Below are 23,689 nucleotides of genomic sequence, written 5' to 3' on the forward strand. Positions count from 1 at the left end.
GCCCGGCCGGCCGCTCGCGCACCATCCGTCATACCCGGCACGCCACAAATGCGTTATGTCCTTTTTACCCCGTCTAGTCAGGCATCTCCGTAGGCCTCGCCGCCCAGTTCGAGGGCGGCCGTGCCCGCGGTCGCATCGGCGAGCCAGCCCCGGAAGGCGTCCACGTCGGCGTCCGGCAGGCCGATCTCGATGGTGACGGCCTCGCCGTAGCGCACGTCGCGGACCTCGCGGCCGGTGGCGCGCAGATCGTTCTGGAGCTTGCCCGCGCGCTGGTGGTCGACGGTGACGGTGGCCAGCCGGAAGCGGCGCCGGGTGCGGGTGCCGAGCGCGTCCAGGGCCTCGCCGACGGCGCCGCCGTAGGCGCGGATGAGTCCGCCGGCGCCGAGCTTGACGCCGCCGTAGTAGCGGGTGACCACGGCGACGACGTACCGCATGTCGCGGCGCAGCAGCATCTGGAGCATGGGGACGCCGGCGGTGCCGCCCGGTTCCCCGTCGTCGCTGGCCTTCTGCACGCGGGCGTCGGCGCCGATGACGTAGGCCCAGCAGTTGTGGGTGGCGTCGGCGTGCTCCTTGCGGACGGCCGCGATGAAGTCCTGGGCCTCCTGCTCGGTGGCGGCCGGGGCGAGGGCGCACAGGAAGCGGGAACGGTTGATCTCGGTCTCGTGCACGCCCGCGTGGGCGACTGTGCGGTACTCGTCCTGCATCCACCCACCCTATGCGCAGGCGGCGGGCGCCCTATAGGACCTGTCGCCACACTCCCGCCGTCCGCCCGGAGGGCGGGCCGCGCGGCGTCAGGTGCGTGCTCTCGGCGTGCCGGGGCCTGACCCTCGTACTGGGCGTACTCGGGTCTGGGCCCGGTGCGGCGAGAGTGCGTGCATGGCGTCGCGAGGCAGGCGGGAGTCTGACGACAGGGCCTAGGTACGGCTCCCGCCCCGGGGCACCCGGAACCAGGTCAGCAGGGCGGCGCCGGGGGCGAGGGCCGGCCAGCCGGGGGCGTGCCAGGCGAGGACGGCGATCGCGGAGGTGGGGAACTTGGCGCGCAGCCGGTCCAGGGTGTCGTCGAGGCCGTCCCCGGCCAGCGTGCGGACCAGGTCCGCGAGGCCCGGGTTGTGCCCGACGAGGAGCAGCGTCTCCACCTCGGGCGGCGTCTCGCGCACGACCGCCAGCAGGGCGGGCACGTCGGCCGCGTACAGCCGGGGCTCGTGGCGCACCGGGGGCGGCGTTCCCCATTCGGCGGAGGCCAGCTGCCAGGTCTGCCGGGCGCGTACGGCGGTGGAGCACAGGGCGAGGTCGGGCAGGAGGTCGGCCTCGGCGAGGGCGCGGCCGGCGGCGGGGGCGTCCCGCAGGCCGCGCGGCGCCAGCGGTCTGCGGTGGTCGGGCACGCCCTCGGGCCGGGCGGACTTGGCGTGCCGGAGCACCACGAGCCGGCGCAGCGGACCGGAGCTCACGCCGGGGCCCCGAGGTCGCGGGCGAGGTCGAGGGCGAGCAGCCGGTCGGCGTAGGCGAAGGTCTCGAACCGGGCGCCGTCGGGCACCTCGGGGTCGGCCTCCACGTCCCCGAGCACGTCCAGGAACTCCAGCGTGTCCAGGTCGTCCTCCCAGGCCCGCGCGAGCCGTGCCCGCACCGCCTCGGGCACCGGCCGCGAGGGGGAGCGGGCCCACCCGGCCACGGCCCCGCGCCACCCCGCCAGCCGCTCGGCGGCGGCGCCGAGCGCGGCCTCGTCCAGCCGGGCGGTCTGCCCGCGGGGGACGCGGAGCAGGGCCAGCCGGAGGGCGGTGGGGTCGGCGAGGAGCGCGGGCAGCGGGGCCGGTCCGCAGGCGGCCTCGCCCGCCCCGGGCGGGCGTCCCGCCCAGAGCGCCGGTGCGACGAGGACCACCGGCCCGTCCCCGGGCCACGCGGCGCCCTCGCCCTCCGCCACCACCAGCACCGCGCCCGGTCCGCCCGCGCCGGGAGCGAGCCCGCGGGCCTCCTCGAAGGGGCGGACTGCGAGGGCGTCGGCGGCGGCGCGGAGTTCCCCGGGCAGCGCGGTGGCGAGGGTGGGCCAGGCCTGGGTGCCGTTCAGTTCCAGGGCCCGGGCGAGGAGGTCGGCGGTGAGGAGCACCCGCAGCGAGGTGAGGCCGGGCCCCGGGGCACGGGCCTCGATGCGGGTCAGGCCGCCGCGCCGGGCGGGCGCGGCGGGGACGGGTGCACCGGTTCGGGCGTCGAGGATGCGCAGCACGGGGCGAGCGTAGGCGCGCGGACGGCCGTGCGCGGGTACCGCGCGCCGATTCCGGACACCGTGGCGGGGCGGTAACGGGGAATCCGTGTCCCGCGGGGCCGGTTGACGGCAGCGGAGAACATCCCACACCACAAAGGAGGCGGACGTGTACGGCGATGAGGCGACAGTTCGCAGGATTCTGACCGAACTGGGCGATACCTGGGCGGTGGTCGGTCTGTCCGGCAATTCCGCCCGGCCCGCCCATCGTGTGGCGCAGGTGCTCCAGCGGTTCGGCAAGCGGATCGTGCCGGTGCACCCGAAGGCGGAGACCGTGCACGGCGAGCGGGGGTACGCCTGCCTGGCGGACATCCCCTTCGAGGTCGACGTGGTGGACGTCTTCGTCAACAGCTCGCTGGCGGGCGCGGTGGCCGACGAGGCCGTGGCGAAGGGCGCCCGGGCGGTCTGGTTCCAGCTCGGTGTCGTCGACGAGGCCGCGTACGCGCGCACCCGCGAGGCCGGTCTGGACATGGTGATGGACCGCTGCCCGGCAATCGAAATTCCCCGCTTGACCTAGTGTCAGCACTTCTTCATCACAATTCTTCGCTGAATATTGACATTCGCGCACAGCGGATGAGCTGTGAAAACCCTGTCCTCAAGACCGGCAAGATCCTGAGTCAAGTTTTGGTAAGCGGTCTTTTGCCGACAGGGAAAGCGTTCCTAGCCTGTGGCCTCCTTCCTCGTTAAACCTGCGTTTACGATCTGAGAGGCCACGTGACATGGCGAAAGTCGACCAGGCTGCACCGGTAGCCGTCAGTGACACCGGGGGTCTGCGCCGCGACGTCGGACTCATCGGCCTGATGTGGGCCTCCGTGGGCTCCATCATCGGCTCCGGGTGGCTGTACGGCGCCGAGAAGGCCGTCGTCGTGGCCGGCCCCGCGGCGATCATCTCGTGGGTGATCGGCACGGTGGCCATCGTCCTGCTGGCGCTGGTGCACGCCGAGCTCGGCGGCATGTTCCCGGTGGCGGGCGGCACCGCCCGCTACCCGCACTACGCCTTCGGCGGCCTGGCCGGCATGTCCTTCGGCTGGTTCTCGTGGCTCCAGGCCGCCACGGTGGCCCCCATCGAGGTCGAGGCCATGATCGGCTACGCCGGTCACTGGAAGTTCGCCCAGGGCCTCCAGGACGCCGACGGCACGCTGACCACGAGCGGTGTGGTGACGGCCATCGTCCTCATGGCCGTCTTCGTCGGCGTCAACTTCTTCGGCGTCCGCGCCCTGGCGCACACCAACAGCGCCGCGACCTGGTGGAAGATCGCCATCCCGCTCGCGGCGATCTTCATCATCGCCGTGGGCAACTTCCACGTCTCCAACTTCACCTCGCAGGGCTTCGCCCCCTTCGGCGCCAAGGGCATGCTGGGCGCGATCAGCTCCAGCGGCATCATCTTCGCGCTGCTCGGCTTCGAGCAGGCGATCCAGCTGGCCGGTGAGAGCCGCAACCCCAAGCGGGACCTGCCCCGCGCCACCCTCGGCTCGGTCGCCATCGGCGCCGGCATCTACATCCTGCTCCAGATCGTCTTCATCGCCGCGCTGCCGCACGCCTCGTTCGCGCACGGCTGGGCGAAGCTGGCCTACGCCGGCATCAGCGGCCCCTGGGCGGGCCTCGCGACCGTGGTGGGCCTCGGCTGGCTGGGCTGGGTGCTCTACGTCGACGCGATCATCTCCCCCGCCGGCACCGGCCTGATCTACACCACCGCCACCTCGCGCGTCTCCTACGGCCTGGCCAAGAACGGCTACGCGCCCAAGGGGCTCACCCGGACGGACAGGCGCGGTGTGCCGTGGATCGGTCTCATCGTCACCTTCGTCACCGGCATCCTCTGCTTCCTGCCGTTCCCGAGCTGGCAGAAGCTGGTCGGCTTCATCACCTCGGCGAGCGTGCTGATGTACGCGGGTGCGCCGCTGGCCTACGGCGTCTTCGCCGACCGCCTGCCGCACTTCGAGCGCCCCTACCGGCTGCCCGCCGGCAAGGTCGTCGCGCCGGCGTCCTTCGTGATCGCCAACCTGATCATCTACTGGAGCGGCTGGGACACCCTGTGGCGGCTGGGCTTCGCCATCCTGCTCGGCTACGTCCTGCTGGGCTCCTACGCCTGGTGGGCCAACGCCAAGGGCAGGCCGGACGCGCCCCGGATGGACTTCAAGGCCGCGCAGTGGCTGCCCGCGTATCTGCTGGGCATCGGCGTGATCTCCTGGCAGGGCGGCTTCGGCGAGGGCAGCCAGGGCAACATACCGCTGTACTGGGACATGCTGGTCGTCGCGGCGTTCTCGCTCGTCGTCTACTACTGGGCGAAGGCCACCGCGTCCCCGACGGAGGCGATCGAGCGCAGCATCGACGAGGTCGTCGTCACGGACGCGCCGACCCACTGAGCGGCTTCCCCGCCCGGTGCCCCGCCGACCGCCCGCGGTCGCCGGGGCACCGCCGTCTTCCGGGCACCGCCCCGCACCCGCCCCCGCGTCACGCCCTCACCCTCCCCCGCGCTGCGTCTCCGCGAGCCGGTGGTCGGCGGTCTTCAGGGCTTCGTCCACCAGACGGCGCAGATGGCCGTGGCGCAAGGAGTAGATCACCCGGCGGCCCTCCTTGCGGGTGTCGACCAGGCCGGCGAGGCGGAGGCGGGCCAGGTGCTGGCTGACGGCGGGACGGGCGGCGGCGCAGGTCTCGGTGAGGGTGGTGACGTCGGCCTCTCCCGAGGCCAGGGCGTGCAGCAGGGCGAGGCGGGTGCGGTCGCCGAGGAGGGCCAGGAGTTCGGCGGCGAGCGCGAACTGTTCGTCGCCCGGTGTGCGCTGCTGCGCAGGGTGCGCAGTTGACAGGTGCATGCGTGCGCTCATACGCACATAATGTCCCCGTGGGCGTTCCGCGTCCACCGCGCCCACCCGGAAGGGGACTCCCGTGAGCGATCACCACGAGCACGGCCCGCACGAGCACGGCACCTCCTCGCTCCGCCACCGCCTGGCCCATCTGCTCACCCCGCACTCGCACGAGACCGCCGACAAACTGGACGCGGCGCTGGAGTCCTCGGCGCAGGGGATGCGCGCGCTGTGGGTGTCGCTGGCCGTGCTGGGCGCGACCGCGCTGGCGCAGGCGGCCGTGGTGGCCGTCTCGGGGTCCGTCGCGCTGCTCGGCGACACCGTGCACAACGCCGCCGACGCGCTGACCGCCGTACCGCTCGGCATCGCCTTCGTGCTGGGGCGGCGGGCCGCGAACCGGCGGTTCACCTACGGCTACGGCCGTGCCGAGGACCTCGCGGGGCTGGTGATCGTGCTGACGATCGCGGCCTCGGCGGCCTTCGCCGCGTGGGCGGCCGTCGGCCGGCTGCTCGACCCCCGTCCGGTCACCGACCTGCCCGCCGTGGCGGCGGCCGCGCTGGTCGGCTTCGCGGGCAACGAGTGGGTGGCCCGGTACCGGATCCGGGTCGGCCGGCGCATCGGCTCGGCCGCGCTCGTCGCCGACGGGCTGCACGCCCGCACCGACGGCTTCACCTCGCTCGCCGTGCTGCTGGGCGCCGCCGGGTCCGCCCTCGGCCTCCACCTCGCGGACCCGGTCGTCGGGCTGGCGATCACGGCCGCGATCGTGCTGGTGCTGCGGGACGCGGCGCGGGAGGTGCTGCGGCGGATGCTGGACGCCGTGGACCCGGCCCTGGTGGACCGGGCCGAGCGGGCGGCGCTGGCGGTGCCGGGGGTGCGCTCGGTGGGCGAACTGCGGCTGCGCTGGATCGGGCACCGGCTGCGGGCCGAACTCGCGGTGGTGGTGGACGGCGAGGCCACGCTGCGGCAGGCGCACGCGATCGCCGTCGCGGCCGAACACGCCCTGCTGCACGCCCTGCCACGGCTGACCGCCGCCCTGGTGCACGCCGATCCGGCGCCGGTGCCGGGCGAGCGGGACCCGCATCTCGCCCTCGCCCATCACCTCACGCCGTAGTTCAGACGCCGAGCCCCTCCAGCACGACCGCCCCGGGCAGCTCGGCGAACACCTTGCCCGGCACCAGCAGTTTGCCGCGCCGCCGGCCGCTGCCGACCAGGACGTAGGGCAGGTCGACGACGGCCGTGTCCACCAAGAGGGGCCAGTCGGCGGGCAGTCCGATGGGGGTGATGCCGCCGTACTCCATGCCGGTCTCGCCGGTCGCCGTCTCCATCGGGGCGAACGAAGCCTTGCGCGAGCCCAGTTGGCGGCGGACCGCGCCGTTGACGTCGACCCGGGTGGTGGACAGCACCAGGCACGCGGCGAGCGTGGTCTCGCCGCCCCGCTTGCCCGCGACCACCACGCAGTTGGCCGACCGCTCGGTCAGATCGCTGCCGTAGTGCTCGAGGAAGACGGCGGTGTCGGCCCAGCGCGGGTCGGTGTCGACATAGAGGACGCGGTCGGCGGGGATGCCCGCCCGCCAGTTCCGTACGGCGTCGGCCACCGGGGCGGTCAGTTCGTCCAGGCAGTCCGGCACCGGGGTCGCGGTCTCGAAGTTTCCGATGGGTGCGCGCATGCCCGCACGCTAACAAGGCTCCGGAGGCGGACGCGGGAGCGTCTCACTGCACGGGCGGCACGGAGACCGCCATCATCATCTTCATGGGGACGTCGCCGCGGTTGGCGTAGACGTGCGGGACGTTGGCCTCGAAGGTGGCGCTGGCGCCGGTCGGTACGCGGTGGTCCTCGCCCTCGACGGTGAGGGTGAGTTCGCCGTCGATGACATGGACGAGTTCGACGGTGCCCGGCGGGTGCGGCTCCGCCACGCTCTGGTCGCCCGGCATCAGCACCCAGTCCCACAACTCCAGCGGGCCGGGGGCCTCGGTGCCCGCCAGGAGCCGGTTGTGGCTGCCGGACTCCGACCGCCACAGCCGTACCGCCCGCTCGGCGGGAACGATGCGCACCTTGGGGCCCCGCGCGTAGTCGAGCAGGGTGGTGACGCTGATGCCGAGCGCGTCGCCGATCTTGACGATGGTGCCGATGCTCGGGTTGGTGCGGGCCTGCTCGATCTGGATGAGCATCCCCCGGCTGACGTTGGACCGCGCGGCGAGCACGTCCAGGGTGAAGCCGCGCACCGAACGCCAGTGCCTGACGTTGCGCGCCAGTGACTGGGTCAGCAGTTCGAGGTCAGACACGTTCCGTCCAATATCCGAGATAGTTCATTTTTTTGGATGGCGCAGTCCAAGACGTTGAACTACGGTGAAGCGCGCCCCTCCGTCCGACGAACTGTACTGCGAGGCACCGTGACCGCCCTCTTCGCCCTGATCACCAGCCTGTTGTGGGGGCTGGCCGACTTCGGCGGCGGGCTGCTGACACGACGTACGCCCGCGCTGACGGTGGTGGTCGTCTCCCAGGGCATCGCGGCGGCCGTGCTCGGCGCGGTCGTCGTGGCCACGGGTGCCTGGAGCGAGGCCGGGCCCCGGCTCTGGTTCGCGTTCGCGGCGGGCCTGGTCGGCCCGGTGGCGCTCCTCTCCTTCTACAAGGCCCTCGCCCTCGGCCCCATGGGCGTCGTCTCGCCGCTCGCCACCCTCAGCGTCGTGGTCCCCGTCGGCGTGGGCCTGTTCCTGGGCGAGCGGCCGGGGCTGCTCCAGTTCGCGGGCATCGCGGTCGCCGTCCTCGGGGTCGTCCTCGCGGGCGGCCCGCAACTGCGCGGCGCGCCCGTGGAGCGGCGCACCGTCCTGCTCACCCTGGTCTCGGCGCTCGGCTTCGGCACGGTGTTCGCCCTGATCGCCGAGGCCTCCACCACGGTCACCGGTCTCTTCCTCGCGCTGTTCGTGCAGCGGCTGACCAATGTCGCGGTGGGCGGGGCCGCACTCGCCGCCTCCCTGCGGCGCGGCAACGCCGCCGTGCCGCAGAGCGGCTTCCCCTACCGCTCGCTGCCCGCGCTGGCCTTCGTCGGCCTGGCCGATGTCGCGGCCAACGGCACCTACGCGATCGCCGCCCAGCACGGCCCGATCACGGTGGCCGCCGTGCTCGCCTCGCTCTACCCGGTGGTGACCGCGCTGGCCGCCCGCGGCTTCCTCAGCGAGCGGCTGCGCGCGATCCAGGCGGCGGGCGCGGGCCTCGCCCTGCTGGGCACGGTGCTGCTGGCGACCGGCTGAGCCTCAGCCCTCGCCGTCCAGCTCCGCCAGCCGCGCCACCGCGGACTCGTCCAGCCGGGCCAGCGCCCGCAACTGCTCCGGCGTGGTCCCGTCCGGGATCGGCACCGGGGCGGGGGTGCGCAGCGGCGGCTGCCAGCCGTCCTCGGCCGTCCAGCGCCGTACGACCCTGGCGGGGGCGCCGGCCACCACGGCGTGGTCGGGCACCGTACCGCGTACCACGGCCCCGGCGGCCACCACGACGTTCCGGCCGATCCGCGCGCCCGGCAGGATCACCGCTCCGGTGCCGATCCAGCAGCCGGGGCCGATCTCCACCGGCTCCATGCGGGGCCACTGCCGGCCGATCGGCTCGTGCGGATCGTCGTAGGAGTGGTTGGTGGAGGTGACGTAGACGTACGGCCCGAAGTAGCAGTCCCGGCCGATGGTCACCGTGGTGTCCGCGATGACGTGGCTGCCGCGGCCGAGCACGACGCCGTCGCCGATGCGCAGGATGGGCTCCGGGCCGAGGTCCAGGTCCGGCATCAGCCCCGCGGTCAGGGTGACCTGCTCGGCGATGATGCAGTGGGAGCCGAGCCGGATCCAGGGCTCGCCGAAGACCGTGCCGAGCGGGAAGGCGAGCCGGGTGGCCTCGCCGATGGCGCCGAAGCGGAGGCTGCCCGGATGCTCCGCCGTGACGGAGCCGGTGCGCTGGACCCAGGCCCATGCCTGGTGGACGGCACGCTGGGCGAGGCCACGGCGCCAGGATGAGAACGTGTTCTTGCGCTTCGGCACGGGGTCACGTTACTCACGGGTCGCCTCGGCGCGGAGGGAGGACCGCTGTGATCTTTGCCCCACCCGCTGTCGTACCGTGCGGGATACCTACGGACACGAGGAGACGATGATGACGCGGCGGGCACTGATCGTGGCGATCGGCGGCAAGGAACCGGAGGTGGACGCGGAGGCGTTCGTGGCGCCGAACGCCTCGCTGATCGGGGACGTGACCGTGGGCGCGGGGGCGAGCGTCTGGTACGGCGCGGTGGTGCGCGGGGACGTCGAGCGGATCTCGGTGGGGGCGCAGGCGAACGTGCAGGACAACGTCACGCTGCACGCCGACCCCGGGTTCCCGGTGCGCATCGGGGAGCGGGTGTCCATCGGGCACAACGCGGTGGTGCACGGGGCGACCGTGGAGGACGACTGCCTGATCGGGATGGGGGCGACGGTGCTCAACGGGGCGGTGATCGGGGCGGGTTCCCTGGTGGCCGCGCAGGCGCTGGTGCCCCAGGGGATGGTGGTGCCGGCCGGGTCACTGGTGGCGGGGGTGCCCGCGAAGGTGCGGCGCGAGCTGTCCGCCGAGGAGCGGGAGGGGCTGACCCTGAACGGCACGCTGTACGCCGGGCTGGCCCAGGCGCATCGCGAGGTGCACGAGTAGCCGGCCCCGGCGGGCTCAGTCCCCGGCGCTGACGGGTTCCGGCTCCTTGTGCGCGAGCTCCTGCTGGGCCTTCTTCGCCCTGCGCTTGACGACCAGCATGGTGGCCAGGCCCAGCACCACCGCGGCGGCGAGGCCCACGTAGGAGAACTTCTTGAGCCAGCCCTCGGCGACCACGCCCACGTAGTAGACGGCGGCCGTGGTGCCGCCGGCCCAGCAGATGCCGCCGAGGACGTTGGCGATCAGGAACTTCCAGTAGGGCATGTGCAGGACGCCGGCGAGGGGGCCGGCGAAGATGCGCAGCAGGGCGACGAAGCGGCCGAAGAAGACGGCCCACATGCCCCACTTCTGGAACGAGCGCTCGGCGGTGGCCACGTGCCCCTCGCCGAAGTGCCTCGGGAACTTCTTGCCCAGCCAGGCCAGCAGCGGCCGGCCGCCCTTGCGCCCGATGGCGTAGCCGATGGAGTCGCCGATCACCGCGCCCGCGGTCGCGCAGGCGCCGAGGATCAGCGGGTTGATGTGGGAGTGCTGGGAGGACATGAGCGCGGCGGAGACCAGCACGATCTCGCCCGGCAGCGGGATGCCGAGGCTTTCGACGCCGATCACCAGGGCCACCACGGCGTAGACGGCGACCGCCGGCACCGAGTCGAGCCATTCCTGGACGTGCACCGCCGGGTCCTCCCCTGTCGCTGACCTTGCCCGGAGCGCGGTATGTAAAGCGCTCCCCAAAGAAGGCTACCCGGTAGGTGGTGAACGGCCGATGGCGCGCGTGCGCCCGACGGCACCGCCCCGCCCCCGGCCATTGGGTTCCAGGACACCCTCGTGTCATACAACGGGGGAAGGTTCCCGGCGGTTCCCTCCCGGCCCCGCGCGGAAGGACGGCGTGCCCGTGTCCTCACCGTCCCCGACCTCCTCCGTCGCCGCGCCCTGCGCTGCCGGGCCCGCGGCCCCCGCCCGCTCGCCGGCGCCGATGTCCGCCCGGCCGGTGCGGCTGGCGCTGTGCCTGGCCCCGCTGCTGGTCGCGGGGTGCTGGGCGGCCGCCAACCGGCCCGTGGTGTCCGAGGGGGTGCGGCGGCTGGTCGCGGCCGACCCCGGGTGGCTGCTGGCCGGGGCCGGGTGCACGTGTCTGACCTGGGTGGCGGCCTCCTGTGTCCGGCAGGGCGCCCTGCCGGACCGGGTGCCGGCCGGGTTGCTGCTGGCGTCGCAGTGCGCCGCGGGGGCCGCGAACCATGTGCTGCCCGGCGGGCTCGGCGCGCACGCCGTCACCCTGCGCTTCCTGCGGGCGCGGGGCGTGCCGCTGGACCGGGCGACGGCGTCGATCGGTCTCTACTCCCTGGCCAGGTCCGCCGCCAAGGCGCTGTTGCTGCTCGTCTTCCTGGCGGTCTCGCCGGCCTGGCGGCGCCTTGCCGACCTGGTGCCGGACGGGCCCGAGCTGGTGCCGGCCGCGGCGGTGGCGGGCGGCGTCGTGACCGGGGCGGGGGTGCTGCTGACGGTCGTACGGCCGTTGCGGCGACCGGTGACCGGACTGGTGCGCACCGCGCTCGCCGACGTCCGGGCGGTGCACGCGCGGCCCGGCCGGGCGCTGGCCCTGTGGGGCGGCGCGCTGGCGATGCCGCTGGTGCAGGCGGGGGCGCTGGCCTGTGTCGGCGCCTCGCTCGGGCTCGGGCTGCCCTGGCCCCAGGTGGTGCTGGCGTTCCTCGCGGCGGGCACCGCCGTGGGCGCCGTGCCCGCGCCCGGCGGGATCGCGGTGGACGCGGCGCTGGTGTGGACCCTGGCCGCGTTCGGCGCCGCGCCCGCCGCGGCGACCGCCACCGTCATCGGCTACCGGCTGGTCACCGACTGGCTGCCGATACTCCCCGGAGCGCTCGTCCTGTCGGCACTGGTCCGGGCCAAGGCGCTCTGACGCCCCCGCCCGTGCGCGACCCCGCCGGGGCGAGCCGGCCCGGCGGGGTCACGGGAGACGAGAGGGGCCCCTCGCGAGGGGCCCCTCCGCTCGCGGACGCGGCTCAGTCGCCCGCGTGGCGGACGGTGCCCGCCGCCAGCTTCAGGTCCTGCTGGAGCGTGGAGTAGGCGGGCTTCGGCTTCAGGTTCACGTCGTAGAGCAGGCCGTACCCCTCGCCGCTGAACGTGCCCGGGATCCAGGAGTCGCCGTCGTGGACGCCCCAGGCGGTGAAGGAGATGCACTGGCGGACCAGTTCGCAGCCCTTGAGCAGTTCGGAGAACTCGTAGGGCTGGGCGTACTGGGCGAGCGCGTCCGTGGGCACCTGGTCGGTCGCGTTGTCGACGAAGGTGCGCACGTCGGCCTCGGTGACGGCGACCTTCAGCCCCAGGTCGCCGAACGCCTGGAGATCGGCCTGGTACTGCCGGGCGTCGAAGCCGTACTGGGTGTCGAGGTGGGCCTGCTCGCCGATGCCGTCGATCGGCACGCCCTGCGCCCGCAGCTTCTTGACGAAGTCGTAGACCGCCTGGAACTTGGCGTTGGTCCCGTCCTCGCCGGTGATGTTGTAGTCGTTGTACATCAGCAGGGCCTTCGGGTCGGCCTTGTGCGCCCAGCGGAACACGTCCGCCACGATGCCCGAACCGAGGTGCTGGATCCAGAAGTCGTCGGCGTTCAGACCGTCGGCCCGCGGGGTGTCCCAGGAGTTGGCGAAGACCTCGTTGGCGACGTCCCACTGCCACACCTTGCCCTTGAAGTGGGTGACCTCGTCGGTGACGTGCTGGTGGAGGATGTCGCGCAGCCGGGCGTCGCTGATGGAGCCGTTCGCGACCCCGGTGGTCAGCCAGCCGGGCAGCTGGTTGTGCCACATGAGGGTGTGCCCGCGCACCGCCTGGCCGTGCTGCTGGGCGAACCGCACCAGCTGGTCCGCCTGCTTCCAGTCGTGGACGCCCTCGCTGGGCTCCACGCTCTCCCACTTCATGGCGTTCTCGGGCGTGACCGCGGAGAACTGGTCGGCGACGATGTCGGTGTAGGCCTTGTTGGTGCCCAGCTGGGCCGCGTCGACCGCGGTGCCGATCCGCAGGCCCTGCTTCGACGCCAGCGCCCGCAGGGAGGTGTCGGCCGGTCCGCTGTTGTTGCCCGCGACCGCTACGGCGGCGGGAACGAGCAGCAGGGCGGCGACACCAGTGGCGACGAGCGTGGATCTGCGCCGAAGTTGCTTCACGACGGGCTCCCCGGGAGTCAGTGGGCCTCGAAAGTTTCGGGCCGCTGTTCGATCGGAGCTGCAAGCTAGACCCCGCGATCTCACCGAGTCAATGGGCCTGCACCGCCTTGTCCTCGACGACTTCGACAGAGTGCGGGTGGCCGAAACTTTCGAACCTTCCCGCCCCAGCGGTGCACCAGCCGAACCACCAGGAACGCCGAAGGGCCTCCGACATCGTCGGAGGCCCTTGCACGGGTGCGGGACGTCTCAGCCGTTGGGGCGCAGCGTCCACACGACTGTCATCTCGCCGGTGACCGCGCCGTCCGCGCGTCGGATCTCGATCGTCACCGGGAACTCGGGGCGTTGCCCGGCGTCGAGTTCGGCCACGACCTCGGCGGCCGGCCGGCCCAGGGTCGCGGTCGCGGTGACGGCGCCCATCGCCAGCTTCTTGTAGGCGATCTCGGCGCGCACCGCGAGCGGCACCGCGCGCGAGAGCTGGTCCCCGAAGGCGGCCAGCACGATCGCGCCGCTCGCCGACTCCCCGAGCGTGAACATCGCGCCGGCGTGCGGCCCGCCCACGTGGTTGTGGTACTCCCCCTGGTCCGGCAGGGACAGCACGGCCCGCTCGGCGGTGGTCTCCTGGAACTGGAGGTTCAGCGTCCGGGCCATCGGCACGGTGGCGGCGAGCATCTCGCCGATCGACATCTGGTCTGCGCTCATGGCCGTCATGTTACTCACGAGTAGAACGCGCTGACCAGGTCCGCGCCCCCCTCGCGACCACCCTGACGAGATCCCGTGACCGAACCGTGCCGCCGCCGCACTAGTGTTGTCGGCCATGTGGCCAGATCAGCAGCCGCCCGGGGGCGCGCAGAACCCGCAGCAGAACCCGTATCAGCAGCCGGGTTACCAGCAGCCGAATCCGTACCAGCAGCCCGGATACCAGCAGTACCCGCAGGCCGGGCAGAACCCCCAGGCGGGGCAGTACCCGCAGGCCGGGCAGCAGCCGCAGGCGGGGCAGTACCCGCAGGCCGGCCCGTACGGGCAGCAGCCGCAGTGGGGGCAGCAGCCGCCCACGGTGCCCATCCAGGGCCCCCCGCAGGGCGGCGGCGACGGCGGCGGCCGTACGAAGCTGATCGCGATCGTCGCGGCCGCCGCGGTGGTGGTCGCCGCCTGTGTGACCGGGTACCTGGTCCTCAACGGCGGTTCGAAGAACGACAAGGCGGACGACAGGACGAGCCACTCGCCGAGCGCCGCCCCGTCCACCCCGTCCTCCGGCGACAACCCGCGGGCCACGGAGAGCGAGAAGCCGACCGTGCCGGGCTGGAAGGTCGTGGTGAACCCCAAGTGGGGCATCGCCTTCGACGTGCCCGCCGACTGGCAGGCCCAGGCGCCCGATCTGGAGGTCGGCTTCGAGGACCACAAGTCCACCAGCGGGAAGCCGCTGATCGTGATGTCGGGCACCGCCGAGGACCAGCCTCAGTGGTGCACCTCCGACGACAACAAGGACGGCCGCACCGACGACACCCCGCTCGCCGTCGTGGGCACCAAGGGTGCCAGCGGCGCCAAGAGCACCGACCAGATAGCGATCAACACCCCGGCCTGGTGGGTCTACGGCGGCTACACCCAGCCGGACAAGAAGAGCGTCACCTTCGACAAGAAGGCCACCCCCTTCACCACCGCCTCCGGCATCAAGGGCAGTTACGGCTGGGCACGCTCGTCCGGCACCCCGCAGAAGGGCAAGTGCGCGAGCGACGGCAAGGCGCTCACCTTCGGCTTCCAGAACTCGGCCCACGACTACGTGTCGTTCAACTTCTACGGCGCCAAGGGCGTGCAGGACGAGGTCCCGGACGCCACGGTCCTGAAGATCCTCGGCACGGTCCGGCTGCACGGCACCCCGACGTCCGACTGACCGGCGCCGGGCGCGCCCCCTGCGCCGCCTCACCCGCACCGGGTGAGGCGCCCCGGGCCCCGCCGTGCCCAAGCTGAACACACAGGGGCCCGGCACCCGGGGCGCACAGGACGGAGGGACGACGACCATGAGCGCGCAGACCCATCTGGCGTACGACTATCCACTGGCCAGCGCCTTCTTCACCATGCTCTGGTTCGCGCTGTGGATCCTGTGGCTGTTCCTGCTCTTCCGGGTCGTCTTCGACATCTTCCGGGACGACGGTCTCGGCGGCTGGGCCAAGGCCGGCTGGCTGGCCTTCGTGGTCGTCCTGCCGTACCTGGGCGTGCTGGTCTACCTCGTCGCCCGCGGCAGGGGCATGGGCCGGCGGGAGGTCGAGCAGGCGCAGTCGCGCAAGCGCGAGTTCGACGAGTACATCCGCCGCACGGCGGGGCCCGAACGCCCCAGCGCCACCGACGAACTGGTCAGACTCTCGGAGATGCGCGCCCACGGCAGCATCACCGAGGAGGAGTTCGCCCGCGCCAAGCAGCTCGTCCTCAGCGGCCGGCGCCCCGATTCCTGACCCGCGCCGGGATCAGCCGATGCCGAACGCCCCGCCCGGCGGCACGGGCGACGGCACCGCGTCCGCGTCCTCGACCGGCCGCGCGGAGCCGATGAACTCCGTGAGCGCGGCGCCGTGTTCGACCCGGGCGGGAAAGGCGTCCGCGGCCACCCGGCGGGCCAGCGTGGCGACGTCCGGCGGCCGGTGCGAGGCGACGAGCACCGCGTTGCCGAACCGCCGGCCGCGCAGCACCCCCGGCTCGGCGATCAGCGCCAGCTCCTCGAACACCGCGGCGAACGTGGCCAGTTGGGAGCGGAGAAAGGCGAACGGCGCCGCGTCCGCGAGATTGGCCAGATAGGTCCCGCCGCGCCTGAGGACCCGCTCGGCCTCGCGGGCGTAGGCGAGGGTGGTGAGGTGGGCCGGGACCCGGGAGCCGCCGAAGACGTCCGCGATCAGCACGTCGGCCGAGTCGTCCGGTGCCGCCTCCAGCCAGGCCCGGGCGTCCGCGGCGTGCACCGCGACGCCCGAGCCCTCGGGCAGCGGGAGGTACTCGCCGACCAGTTCCAGCAGCCCCCGGTCGGCCTCCACGACGTCCTGCCGGGAGCCCGGCCGGGTCGCCGCGACGTACCGGGGCAGGGTGAGCGCGCCCCCGCCCAGGTGCACCACGTCCAGCGCCCGGCCCCGCGGTGCCACCGTGTCCAGCGCGTGTCCGAGGCGCCGCGCGTACTCGAACTCCAGGTACGTCGGCTCGTCCAGGTCGACGTACGACTGCGGCGCCCCGTCCACCGTCAGCAGCCAGGCCCGCTCCCGGTCGACGTCGGGCATCAGCTTGGCGGCGCCGTGATCGGTGGTGCGGAACACGGGTATCTGGTCGGTCACCACCTCATTGTGACGCGCCCCGGACGGCACCGGGACCGCGTCCCGCACCCTACGGGCCGACGGACACGACCGTCCCCACGCCGACCGTCCGGCCGCCCTCGCGGATGGCGAACCCGAGGCCCGGCTCCAGCGGTACCTCCCTCCCCAGCTCCACGCTCAACTCCGCCGTCCGACCGGGCCGGACGACGCCGACCGCGCCGAGGTCGATCTCCCCCGGCACGTCGGCGGTGCGGATGTAGAACTGCGGCCGGTACCCCGTGGTGATCGGGGTCGTACGGCCCCCCTCACGCCCCGCCAGCACGTACACCCGCGCCGTGAACCGCCGCTCGGGCGTGACGCTGCCCGGCGCCGCCACGACGTGCCCGCGCCGCACCGCGTCCCGGGGCACGCCGCGCAGCAGCACGGCCACGTTGTCCCCGGCCTGCGCCTGCTCCATCGGCTTGCCGAAGGTCTCCAGGCCGGTGACGACGGTCTCGACGCCGTCGGCGCCGAGCACCGCCACCCGGTCCCCGAGGCGCAGCGTGCCGCGCTCCACGGCGCCGGTGACGACCGTGCCCCGCCCGGTGATGGTCAGCACGTTCTCCACCGGCATCAGGAACGGCGCGTCCAGATACCGCTCGGGCATCGGCACATAGGTGTCCACCGCGTCGAGCAGCGCCTCGATGGACGCCGTCCAGCGCGGGTCGCCCTCCAGCGCCCGCAGCCCGGAGACACGGACGACGGGCACCGCGTCGCCCGCGTAGCCCTGCGCGGTGAGCAGGTCGCGGACCTCCAGCTCGACCAGGTCCACGAGTTCCTCGTCGCCCGCGCCGTCGGCCTTGTTGAGGGCGACGACGATGTGGTCGACGCCCACCTGCCGGGCCAGCAGCACGTGCTCGGCGGTCTGCGGCATGATCCCGTCGAGCGCGGAGACGACGAGGATCGCCCCGTCGAGCTGCGCCGCGCCGGTCACCATGTTCTTGACGTACGTGGTTCGCGCACCCTGTCATACTGGCACTCGGCATGCTGAGGGGTGGATACGTGGAACAGGAGATCGACCTCTACCTACGGAGGAGCAAGATCACGCGTGAAGGCGTGGAGGCGCTCACCTTCAAGACGCAAGAGGAGCGCGGGAGGGCGTGGGCGGACCAGCACGGCTACCACGTGCGGAAAGTCTGGAAGGACAATCTGAGCGCGTGGACGGACGTTAAGCGTCCGGACTTCATCAAAGCTCTGGGTGCGCTGAGGCGCAAAGAGGTCCCCGCGCTCTGGTGTTACGCAGTAGATAGGTTCGACCGTCAGGGCGCCGGCTCGGTCATTCAGCTACTTGACTCAGGCGCCCGGATCATCTTCGACTATGAGCGGCTCGATAGCGCCGTGCAGCGCGACCGAGAACGGATCATCAGCGACGCTGAGCGGGCAAAAACGGTCTCTGACCTTCTTTCCCACCGAGTGCGGGACACAAAGCAGGGACAGAGACGACGAGGGGAATGGCTCGGCGCTGCCCCGTTCGGCCTGCGGAAAGACAAGAGCGGCAAGCTCCATCATGACAAGCACTGGGACACGGTGGTGCGTCTCATCACCGACGTCGCAGACGGACATGCGCCACGAGCGGTAGCCCAACGCCTAACGGAGGCCCGCCGGGAATCTCCGAGGGGTGGTCCGTGGAACGCTTCAACAGTCCGGCGGATCGTGCACAACCCTGTATACGAGGGTTGGCAAGTAGTCGCCTTTTCCCGCAAGTACACGTGGCCCGTGGCCTATCGGAACGAGGCAGGGGAACGCGTCCGCGTCTTCGCTGACGGAGTCGAGCCAGTACCCGCGGAACTCGTCGCCAGGGCCCGTCGCGTGCACGCAGGGCACCAGCGCGGTACACTGGGGTCCCGCGTCGGCAAGGCGTCCCACCTCCTGACCGACCTTCTTCGGTGTGCGGGCTGCGGGGCGAAGATGCCGACGAGCGGACGCTCCTACGTCTGCAACGGACACGCAATGGGCAAGCCGTGTCCGGCGCCGGCGTCCGCCATGAAAGCGCGCATCGAGGAGTACGTATACGCGGAGTGGTTGGCGAAGGTGAGCAGCGCTGACGTTGCCGCGGGCGACCCCCTCATGATCGCCGTAGCAGAGCGCTGGGCGGCCCTCACAGCACCGGAGGAGACGGAGGCCGCACACGAAGCTCTGGCGGCTGTAAAGGCGGCTGAGGCCGCCATCGAGCGCCTGGCCAACGACCGCGCGAAGGGCATCTACGACGGAGCGATGGGGAAACACTTCCCGCGCCTCGTCGCGGAGGCTGAGGAGACTCTGAAAGAGGCGCAGGCGACCGCGGACGCCCTCACGGGCCGGAACGTCGACCTGACGATGTTCGATGATGACGAGCTTCTACAACAGGCGTGGAACGGGGCTGATTTGCCTATGCGCCGGGACCTCCTACGAGTGGCCATAGACAAGATCACGGTCACTCGCGCGGATCGGCGCGGCGCTCCGTTCGACGGAGACGCTCGATGCACCATCGAATGGGCGACACCGGAAGAGGACTAGGCACACGAAAGAGCCCCGCCAACGTATCGGCGGGGCTCTTGTCATTCGCTCGGTGGCTCGCTCCAGGGTCCGGCCGGCGGTCGCTCTGGAAGCTTGGCGCCTGGCCGTCGGCAGTAGTGCGCCACGAAGCGCCTAAGGACGTCCGACCGATCTGTGTCGTCCGGAACCGCGTCCCCGAACGCCTTCCATAGCTCTGCGTCGATACGGAAGCGGCTAACAGGTGTCTTCGGCTGGTTGGGCATGGACCAACCGTAGCAGAGGTGTAGCCACACCAAAGGGGTTGCGGAGGTGTAGCCACACCGCCTAAGGTGTAGCCACACCCCGACGCAAGCGGCGGGAGGCTCGCCTAATGTCTGGGCGGACTGCGAGCCTCCCGCCAATCTCCACGGAGGAGAACCGCCATGCTCGCACACACCACCCCCGTTCTCGTTCTCGGTAACACCAGCACCCCCGCCGACGTCGAGCACCTCCGCCACGTCGCCTGGAACCTCGCGTACGAGCTGGGCGCCCCGGTTGTCTTCGCCACGCACACCGACTACCGGGTGACGGACTTCGCTGCCGTATACCTGGCCAACGACCTGGAGGCCATGCTCGACGCACCCGCCCCCACCCTGATCCTGCTCGGTGAGGCGCTCCTCGCCGGCATCGACGTCCACGACCCGCTGACGGCCGACGAGGCGGTGACGTGCGATTGCGGCCTCGTTCACCACTTCACGCAGCCTCACATCGACGCTGAGGGTGTTGTCTGGTGCGCGGAGTGCCGAGAGGAGTCAGCCTGTGCGTGGTGCTTCGAGTGGAACGACGTCGAGGAGCTGACCATCGTGGAGCAGGGCGACGCCTTCGTCCCCCTTCACGCCGGCTGCCTGTCCCACCCCGCGACGTCGAGGAGCGGCCTCCCCATCGCCGTCTGACTACTTTTGTGACGAAGAGCCGCTTTCCCGGGCGACAGGAGGCGGCTTTCGTCATGCTCGGAGACGACACCGACGGAAGCGGAGCGAGGCGTTCACGAGCGTGTAAGGTGCCTGACGCCTCCAACCCCTTACGTCGTCCCCCGTCGCAGCCAAACCGGCGCCAAACTGGCTCCAGGTTTGTACGGCCTCTGACCTGCGGGTTCTTCCAAAAGTGTCAAACCTGACCCTAAGTTCTAACTCTTCTAACACGCGTTAAGAGAGAAGTGGAAATGGCAGTTAGTTTGACACTTTGGCACTCAGTCTGCCCCGGAGGACGTCGAGGCTCCACCCGACGGAGGGCGACGAGGGGGCGCGGGGCGGAGGACGCCCGAGAAGGACCCTGAGCGCCTCTCTGTGGGGCTCTCACGGATCACCGGCCCCCGAGTGCCGAGTAGGCACTCAGAGGCTCCTAGTGCCGCGTGTGGCTGTTTCGGCATACAGCACGGCAGCGCTCGTCTGCGCTACGCAGCGTTACCGGCAAGAAGTCATCGAAGCTCGGTCGGTACTCTTGGTAAAACCTACGCAAAGCCTATTTGTAGCTTTTCGAAAAACCGCAGGTCGCCTCTTCCGGTAACGGAACACGCGCCCCATTACCTTAGTAGGGAGAGATTCCGTACGCAGTTGGCGACGGTCCTCCCGCTTTCTGCGCCGCTCCTCCTCTCGGCGGCGCATAGGTCCGGCGACGTCTTGAGCCGGCCGTGTCGACGCGACGAGTTCTCTCCTCCTTCGGTCGCTCCACGGTGCTGCGCTCCGTCGCCGGACCTTCAATCGATCTTGTGGCGTTGCCTTCGGGCGACGCCTTTTTTGTTGCCCGTCTCAGGGACAAGGACGCCACCGAAGACACCGACACCAACACGGAGAACCCATGGACCACCTCGACGCACAGACCCCGGCCCCGGGGTCCCGACGTTGCCCGGAGTGCGGGCGGGTGCTTGCGCGGTCGCTGGCGAATTGGCACAGCGACCCCAGTTGCGCCGACTTCCTACGCGGTGTGTGCCGCGACTGCATCAATGCGCAGCGACGTGCCCGCTACCGGGCCAACCCTGAGCCCGTCAGGGCGCGTGAGAGGCAGCGACGGGCAGCACGGGCGGAGTTGATGCGCAACTCCTCGCTATGGCGTCAGACAGGGCGCCACACGGCCACTGACCAACTCGGGTCAGTGGCCTCTTTCATGAATCCAGAGAGGTAAGCATGAATAACCCCGAACTTGCCGCCGCACGCGCGGCCGTGCCGCAGATCGCAACCGCGGAGAAGCTCCTCCAGGCGGCCAAGGAGCTGCTGACGAAGGCGCCCGTCGAGGAGTCGCCCGAAGCCGCCCGAGAGGCCGTTATCGAGCGTGCTGCGGATGCCTTCCTGGCCGGCGGCGCCTGGCCGAAGCAGGTTGGGCATGACGCCGCGAAGGCGTATGCAGAGGCCGACGTAGCTCTGATCGAGCGGCAGGCTCGTCAACGCGCCGTCATACGGGCTGAGTGGGCCGTCCACGACGCGCTGACCGACCACTCCAGTGCCGCCCTGGAGCATCTCGGCAAGCGCCTGGAGGAAGTCCTCAGCGCCGCGCGTACCGCCTTCGAGACCATCGGCGGAGCCCGCACGGCGGAGGACGTCATCAGCGCCGGAGGCGACGCTGTAGCGGCTTGGACGCGCCTGCGGGAGCTGACGGCCGACCTGGAGAACATCCGACGTGCTCAGTGGATTCTCCTCGCGGCGCCACGGGTCCCGGGAGGCAGCGCGAGCGACCGTGACGCCCGTGTCCACCTCTGGAAGCGCGCTGCCGCTGGTCATGTTCGTGGGCTGAACCCCGACACGGCCCCGGCGTTCGCGCGCGATGCCATCCTCACCGGGCGCGTGACCCTGGAGTTCCTCCGATGGACCGCGACGCAGGAAGGCGCGTTCGTTCCGACGTCGGACGACGAGGTAGAAGCCGAGATAGCGACGTCCAGGCCGGACGCCAGCGACGGTGAGGGCCTGGACATCAGCCCCGCCGTGGTTCCCGCGCGTGAATACCGACCGTCGCAGGTCTACGACCACAGCACGGCGCCGCACCTCGACGCGTCGCAGCCGACGCCGGCCAAGCCGACTCCCAACGCAACGGTGGGCGACCCCGCGCCGTTCGTGCCCCACTACACCTGAGAGGAACGATCACCATGGACTTTGAAACCGAACTCGCCTCGACGCGGGTTGAACTCAACGCGACCCGTCAGGAGCTTGCACGCCTGCGCGCTGGCCTCTCTGCGGGCCTGACACCTGAGCAGAGTGCCAGGCTCCAGGGCTCCACGCCCGAGGAGCTGACGGCCGACGCTCGGACCCTGGCGGCAGAGCTGGGCGTGTCGACGGCACGTCAGCCGTCGGGCTCCGGTGCTGACGTCGGCTCCGCTCACGGCAGCCTCAGCGCGGGTGAGCAGCGATACCAGGCGAAGAACCCCGAAGGCCAGCGGTTCATGCATGGCGGGTACACGCTGGAACGTGGGTGACTGCCCATGCCACCACGCGGACGACCAGGGCCACGGCCCAACCCGAACGCGCCCCGCTCACGTCACCGGCCCGACGAGAGGCCAGTCACGTACCTGCCGCCCGACGGGTGCCAGGACGAGCCGCCCCCGATGCCACCCGGTAGAGCGTGGTCGGAGGCTGAGGCTCAGCACTGGCGGGAGCTGTGGGCTACGCCGGCCGCGCACGCGTGGGACGACGGTGTGTTCCCTGCCGTTGCAGCGCTCGTCGTCGCCACGTCCACGATCCTCGGTGCGGGACGCGTGAGTGCCCAACTCATAGGAGAACAGCGCGCGTTGATGAATGATCTAGGACTAACGCCTTCGGCCATGGAGCGTATGCACTGGGTCATCGGTGAGCCGCCTGGACCTGTGAGGCCCGACTGATGGGCCGACGCCAGCAACGTGCACAGCGCATGCGGGACGAGGCGCGTGGGGTCGACACCACGACCGGTGAGCTACCTGACTACCCGTGCCCGCCACGCCTACTGGCGCCGGCCGTGGTCGAGGAGTGGCTCACCACGGAGGAGCTGGACGCCCTGACCGATATGGAGGCGACGCTCCGTGCTCGCCGACGCTGGGTCGACGCACGCGACGAGTGGACCATCGAGCAGACGGACGACAGTCCGCGTCTACGGACGCGAGTCCAACAGCTCTGCGGCCCGACGAGCCGGCCCGTGTGGCGTGCCGAACTCGGCGAGCGATGGCACACGCGACGACCGTAGACCACGGTCAAATACGGACATACCCCCACCTAGTGACTCCCTCCGCCTAATCACGGCCACCGGGGAGGTGCTGGGCGTCGCTCCGTAACTGCGTCGCAATTGGTCTACGAGGCTTTCGCGGTCCCGCCCCTTGGGGGCCCTGGAGGTGGCCGCGCAGGGCTTTCTAGAGGGTATTCCCGCACCCGGGTGGTGCATTGCGCCCCGAGAAATTGTGACTGTAACGCTTAGCCCCGGAGGAGAACACGTCCTCCGGGGCTTTCACGTTCCCCGAGGAGGAACCGTGTCGAACGGAAATCAGCCGAAGCCCTGTAAGCGACCGGGATGCAAGTTCCCGCGCATCGTCAGTATCCAGCGTGGCGGGAAGAGCCGGCGTCGTCAGACGTGCTCCCCGGAGTGCCGTATTTGGCTCCTGCGCGCGACGCGTGCGGTGCGCGACAACGACGCCGCGGAAGCCGCAGAGGTGATGCGTCTGAGTGTCGCACTCGACGGCCGTACGTCGCCTACGGAGCGCGTCCAGGACGTATTCACCCAGTGACCTAACCCCAACTCTCCAGCCCTCGGCGGACGCGTCGAGGGCGTTTCTATTGGATGTCCAATGACCCATGAACCAAGACGCTGCCTGCGTCCCGGTTGCGGCTTTGTGCCGTTGCCGGCATTGACGGAATCGGGAACGCTGGCAGTTTCAGAGTTTTGCAGTGCGGCATGCACGGAATGGATGAGTGCCGCACTTGTAAACGCCCGTTCTCCGGAATCTCCGGAGGTCGAACGGCAGGCTAAACGCCTGTTCTTGATCGGGGAACTCCTCGACCTCCGCGACGAGCCATCGGACGTGACTTTCCTCG

At 71.3% G+C, this 23,689-nt stretch carries 24 protein-coding genes and 1 pseudogene; 13 read left to right on the forward strand and 12 right to left on the reverse strand.

The window, feature by feature from the left end; all coding sequences use genetic code 11:
• Positions 1-77: 77 nt before the first annotated feature.
• The 3 genes from BLW85_RS08370 to BLW85_RS08385 form a co-directional block, all read right to left on the reverse strand.
• Positions 78-704, reverse strand: coding sequence for a YigZ family protein (locus BLW85_RS08370; protein WP_070028240.1), 627 nt, complete (start codon positions 702-704; stop codon positions 78-80).
• Between the two features lie 210 nt (positions 705-914).
• On the reverse strand, positions 915-1,448 hold the full coding sequence (locus BLW85_RS08380) for a SixA phosphatase family protein (protein WP_070028241.1): 534 nt from the start codon (positions 1,446-1,448) through the stop codon (positions 915-917).
• Positions 1,445-2,218: a hypothetical protein gene (locus tag BLW85_RS08385; protein ID WP_074991723.1), complete on the reverse strand. Its 774-nt coding sequence runs from the start codon at positions 2,216-2,218 to the stop codon at positions 1,445-1,447. The genes BLW85_RS08380 and BLW85_RS08385 overlap by 4 nt, the downstream gene beginning before the upstream one ends.
• 145 nt (positions 2,219-2,363) lie before the next feature.
• On the opposite strand from BLW85_RS08385, the gene BLW85_RS08390 reads away from it, so the two are divergent.
• Together BLW85_RS08390 and BLW85_RS08395 are read left to right on the forward strand one after the other, a co-directional pair.
• A complete protein-coding gene (locus BLW85_RS08390; RefSeq protein ID WP_070028244.1) occupies positions 2,364-2,771 on the forward strand; it encodes a CoA-binding protein in 408 nt (135 codons plus the stop codon).
• 202 nt (positions 2,772-2,973) lie between these two features.
• Entirely contained in the window at positions 2,974-4,617 is a 1,644-nt protein-coding gene (locus BLW85_RS08395; protein WP_074991724.1) for an APC family permease, read from the forward strand.
• A 96-nt stretch (positions 4,618-4,713) separates the two neighbouring features.
• On the opposite strand, the gene BLW85_RS08400 is transcribed toward BLW85_RS08395, so the two are convergent.
• Positions 4,714-5,076, reverse strand: a complete 363-nt coding sequence (locus tag BLW85_RS08400; protein ID WP_244174846.1) for an ArsR/SmtB family transcription factor — start codon at positions 5,074-5,076, stop codon at positions 4,714-4,716.
• 61 nt (positions 5,077-5,137) lie between these two features.
• On the opposite strand from BLW85_RS08400, the gene BLW85_RS08405 reads away from it, so the two are divergent.
• Positions 5,138-6,166 carry a cation diffusion facilitator family transporter gene (locus BLW85_RS08405; RefSeq protein WP_070028250.1) on the forward strand — a complete coding sequence of 343 codons (1,029 nt, stop codon included), beginning with the start codon at positions 5,138-5,140 and terminating at the stop codon, positions 6,164-6,166.
• Position 6,167: 1 nt separating this feature from the next.
• On the opposite strand, the gene BLW85_RS08410 is transcribed toward BLW85_RS08405, so the two are convergent.
• Positions 6,168-6,722, reverse strand: a complete 555-nt coding sequence (locus BLW85_RS08410) for a YbaK/EbsC family protein (protein WP_074991726.1) — start codon at positions 6,720-6,722, stop codon at positions 6,168-6,170.
• A 43-nt stretch (positions 6,723-6,765) separates the two neighbouring features.
• The gene (locus tag BLW85_RS08415; RefSeq protein WP_070028254.1) at positions 6,766-7,338 is read right to left on the reverse strand and encodes a helix-turn-helix domain-containing protein; all 573 of its coding nucleotides are present in this window, start codon (positions 7,336-7,338) and stop codon (positions 6,766-6,768) included.
• A gap of 108 nt (positions 7,339-7,446) precedes the next feature.
• Here BLW85_RS08415 and BLW85_RS08420 point away from each other — a divergent pair, with 108 nt between their 5' ends.
• Positions 7,447-8,304, forward strand: coding sequence for a DMT family transporter (locus BLW85_RS08420; RefSeq protein WP_074991727.1), 858 nt, complete (start codon positions 7,447-7,449; stop codon positions 8,302-8,304).
• A gap of 3 nt (positions 8,305-8,307) precedes the next feature.
• Here the strand turns inward: BLW85_RS08420 and BLW85_RS08425 are convergent, their stop codons facing one another.
• Positions 8,308-9,072, reverse strand: coding sequence for an acyltransferase (locus tag BLW85_RS08425; protein ID WP_070028258.1), 765 nt, complete (start codon positions 9,070-9,072; stop codon positions 8,308-8,310).
• A gap of 109 nt (positions 9,073-9,181) precedes the next feature.
• On the opposite strand from BLW85_RS08425, the gene BLW85_RS08430 reads away from it, so the two are divergent.
• Positions 9,182-9,709: a gamma carbonic anhydrase family protein gene (locus BLW85_RS08430; protein WP_070028260.1), complete on the forward strand. Its 528-nt coding sequence runs from the start codon at positions 9,182-9,184 to the stop codon at positions 9,707-9,709.
• Positions 9,710-9,724: 15 nt separating this feature from the next.
• On the opposite strand, the gene BLW85_RS08435 is transcribed toward BLW85_RS08430, so the two are convergent.
• Complete coding sequence (locus BLW85_RS08435) at positions 9,725-10,375, reverse strand: DedA family protein (RefSeq protein WP_070028262.1); 651 nt, start codon at positions 10,373-10,375, stop codon at positions 9,725-9,727.
• A gap of 220 nt (positions 10,376-10,595) precedes the next feature.
• On the opposite strand from BLW85_RS08435, the gene BLW85_RS08440 reads away from it, so the two are divergent.
• Positions 10,596-11,609, forward strand: coding sequence for a lysylphosphatidylglycerol synthase transmembrane domain-containing protein (locus BLW85_RS08440; protein WP_239697803.1), 1,014 nt, complete (start codon positions 10,596-10,598; stop codon positions 11,607-11,609).
• Between the two features lie 103 nt (positions 11,610-11,712).
• On the opposite strand, the gene BLW85_RS08445 is transcribed toward BLW85_RS08440, so the two are convergent.
• Positions 11,713-12,867 carry an endo-1,4-beta-xylanase gene (locus BLW85_RS08445; protein WP_074991728.1) on the reverse strand — a complete coding sequence of 385 codons (1,155 nt, stop codon included), beginning with the start codon at positions 12,865-12,867 and terminating at the stop codon, positions 11,713-11,715.
• A gap of 246 nt (positions 12,868-13,113) precedes the next feature.
• A complete protein-coding gene (locus BLW85_RS08450) occupies positions 13,114-13,575 on the reverse strand; it encodes a DUF4442 domain-containing protein (RefSeq protein WP_074991729.1) in 462 nt (153 codons plus the stop codon).
• Positions 13,576-13,681: 106 nt separating this feature from the next.
• On the opposite strand from BLW85_RS08450, the gene BLW85_RS08455 reads away from it, so the two are divergent.
• The gene (locus BLW85_RS08455) at positions 13,682-14,755 is read left to right on the forward strand and encodes a DUF8017 domain-containing protein (protein WP_074991730.1); all 1,074 of its coding nucleotides are present in this window, start codon (positions 13,682-13,684) and stop codon (positions 14,753-14,755) included.
• A 127-nt stretch (positions 14,756-14,882) separates the two neighbouring features.
• Entirely contained in the window at positions 14,883-15,314 is a 432-nt protein-coding gene (locus BLW85_RS08460; RefSeq protein WP_074991731.1) for an SHOCT domain-containing protein, read from the forward strand.
• Positions 15,315-15,326: 12 nt separating this feature from the next.
• Here the strand turns inward: BLW85_RS08460 and BLW85_RS08465 are convergent, their stop codons facing one another.
• The gene (locus BLW85_RS08465) at positions 15,327-16,172 is read right to left on the reverse strand and encodes a spermidine synthase (RefSeq protein WP_074996018.1); all 846 of its coding nucleotides are present in this window, start codon (positions 16,170-16,172) and stop codon (positions 15,327-15,329) included.
• A gap of 49 nt (positions 16,173-16,221) precedes the next feature.
• Positions 16,222-17,139, reverse strand: a pseudogene (locus BLW85_RS08470) (EF-Tu C-terminal domain-related protein); the annotation flags it as partial.
• Positions 17,140-17,192: 53 nt separating this feature from the next.
• Between BLW85_RS08470 and BLW85_RS08475 the strand changes: the two are divergent.
• The 5 genes from BLW85_RS08475 (at position 17,193) to BLW85_RS41040 (ending at position 22,509) form a co-directional block, all read left to right on the forward strand.
• Positions 17,193-18,686 (forward strand): recombinase family protein, encoded by a 1,494-nt coding sequence (locus tag BLW85_RS08475; RefSeq protein WP_074991732.1) that lies wholly within the window; start codon positions 17,193-17,195, stop codon positions 18,684-18,686.
• 401 nt (positions 18,687-19,087) lie between these two features.
• Positions 19,088-19,597 carry a hypothetical protein gene (locus tag BLW85_RS08480; RefSeq protein ID WP_074991733.1) on the forward strand — a complete coding sequence of 170 codons (510 nt, stop codon included), beginning with the start codon at positions 19,088-19,090 and terminating at the stop codon, positions 19,595-19,597.
• A gap of 1,230 nt (positions 19,598-20,827) precedes the next feature.
• Positions 20,828-21,766, forward strand: coding sequence for a hypothetical protein (locus tag BLW85_RS08485; RefSeq protein WP_143060432.1), 939 nt, complete (start codon positions 20,828-20,830; stop codon positions 21,764-21,766).
• Between the two features lie 14 nt (positions 21,767-21,780).
• Positions 21,781-22,107, forward strand: coding sequence for a hypothetical protein (locus BLW85_RS08490; protein ID WP_074991735.1), 327 nt, complete (start codon positions 21,781-21,783; stop codon positions 22,105-22,107).
• 6 nt (positions 22,108-22,113) lie between these two features.
• Complete coding sequence (locus BLW85_RS41040) at positions 22,114-22,509, forward strand: phage terminase small subunit (RefSeq protein WP_483027208.1); 396 nt, start codon at positions 22,114-22,116, stop codon at positions 22,507-22,509.
• Positions 22,510-23,689: the final 1,180 nt, after the last annotated feature.

It is taken from the genome of Streptomyces misionensis, from assembly GCF_900104815.1.
GTDB lineage: Bacteria > Actinomycetota > Actinomycetes > Streptomycetales > Streptomycetaceae > Streptomyces > Streptomyces misionensis.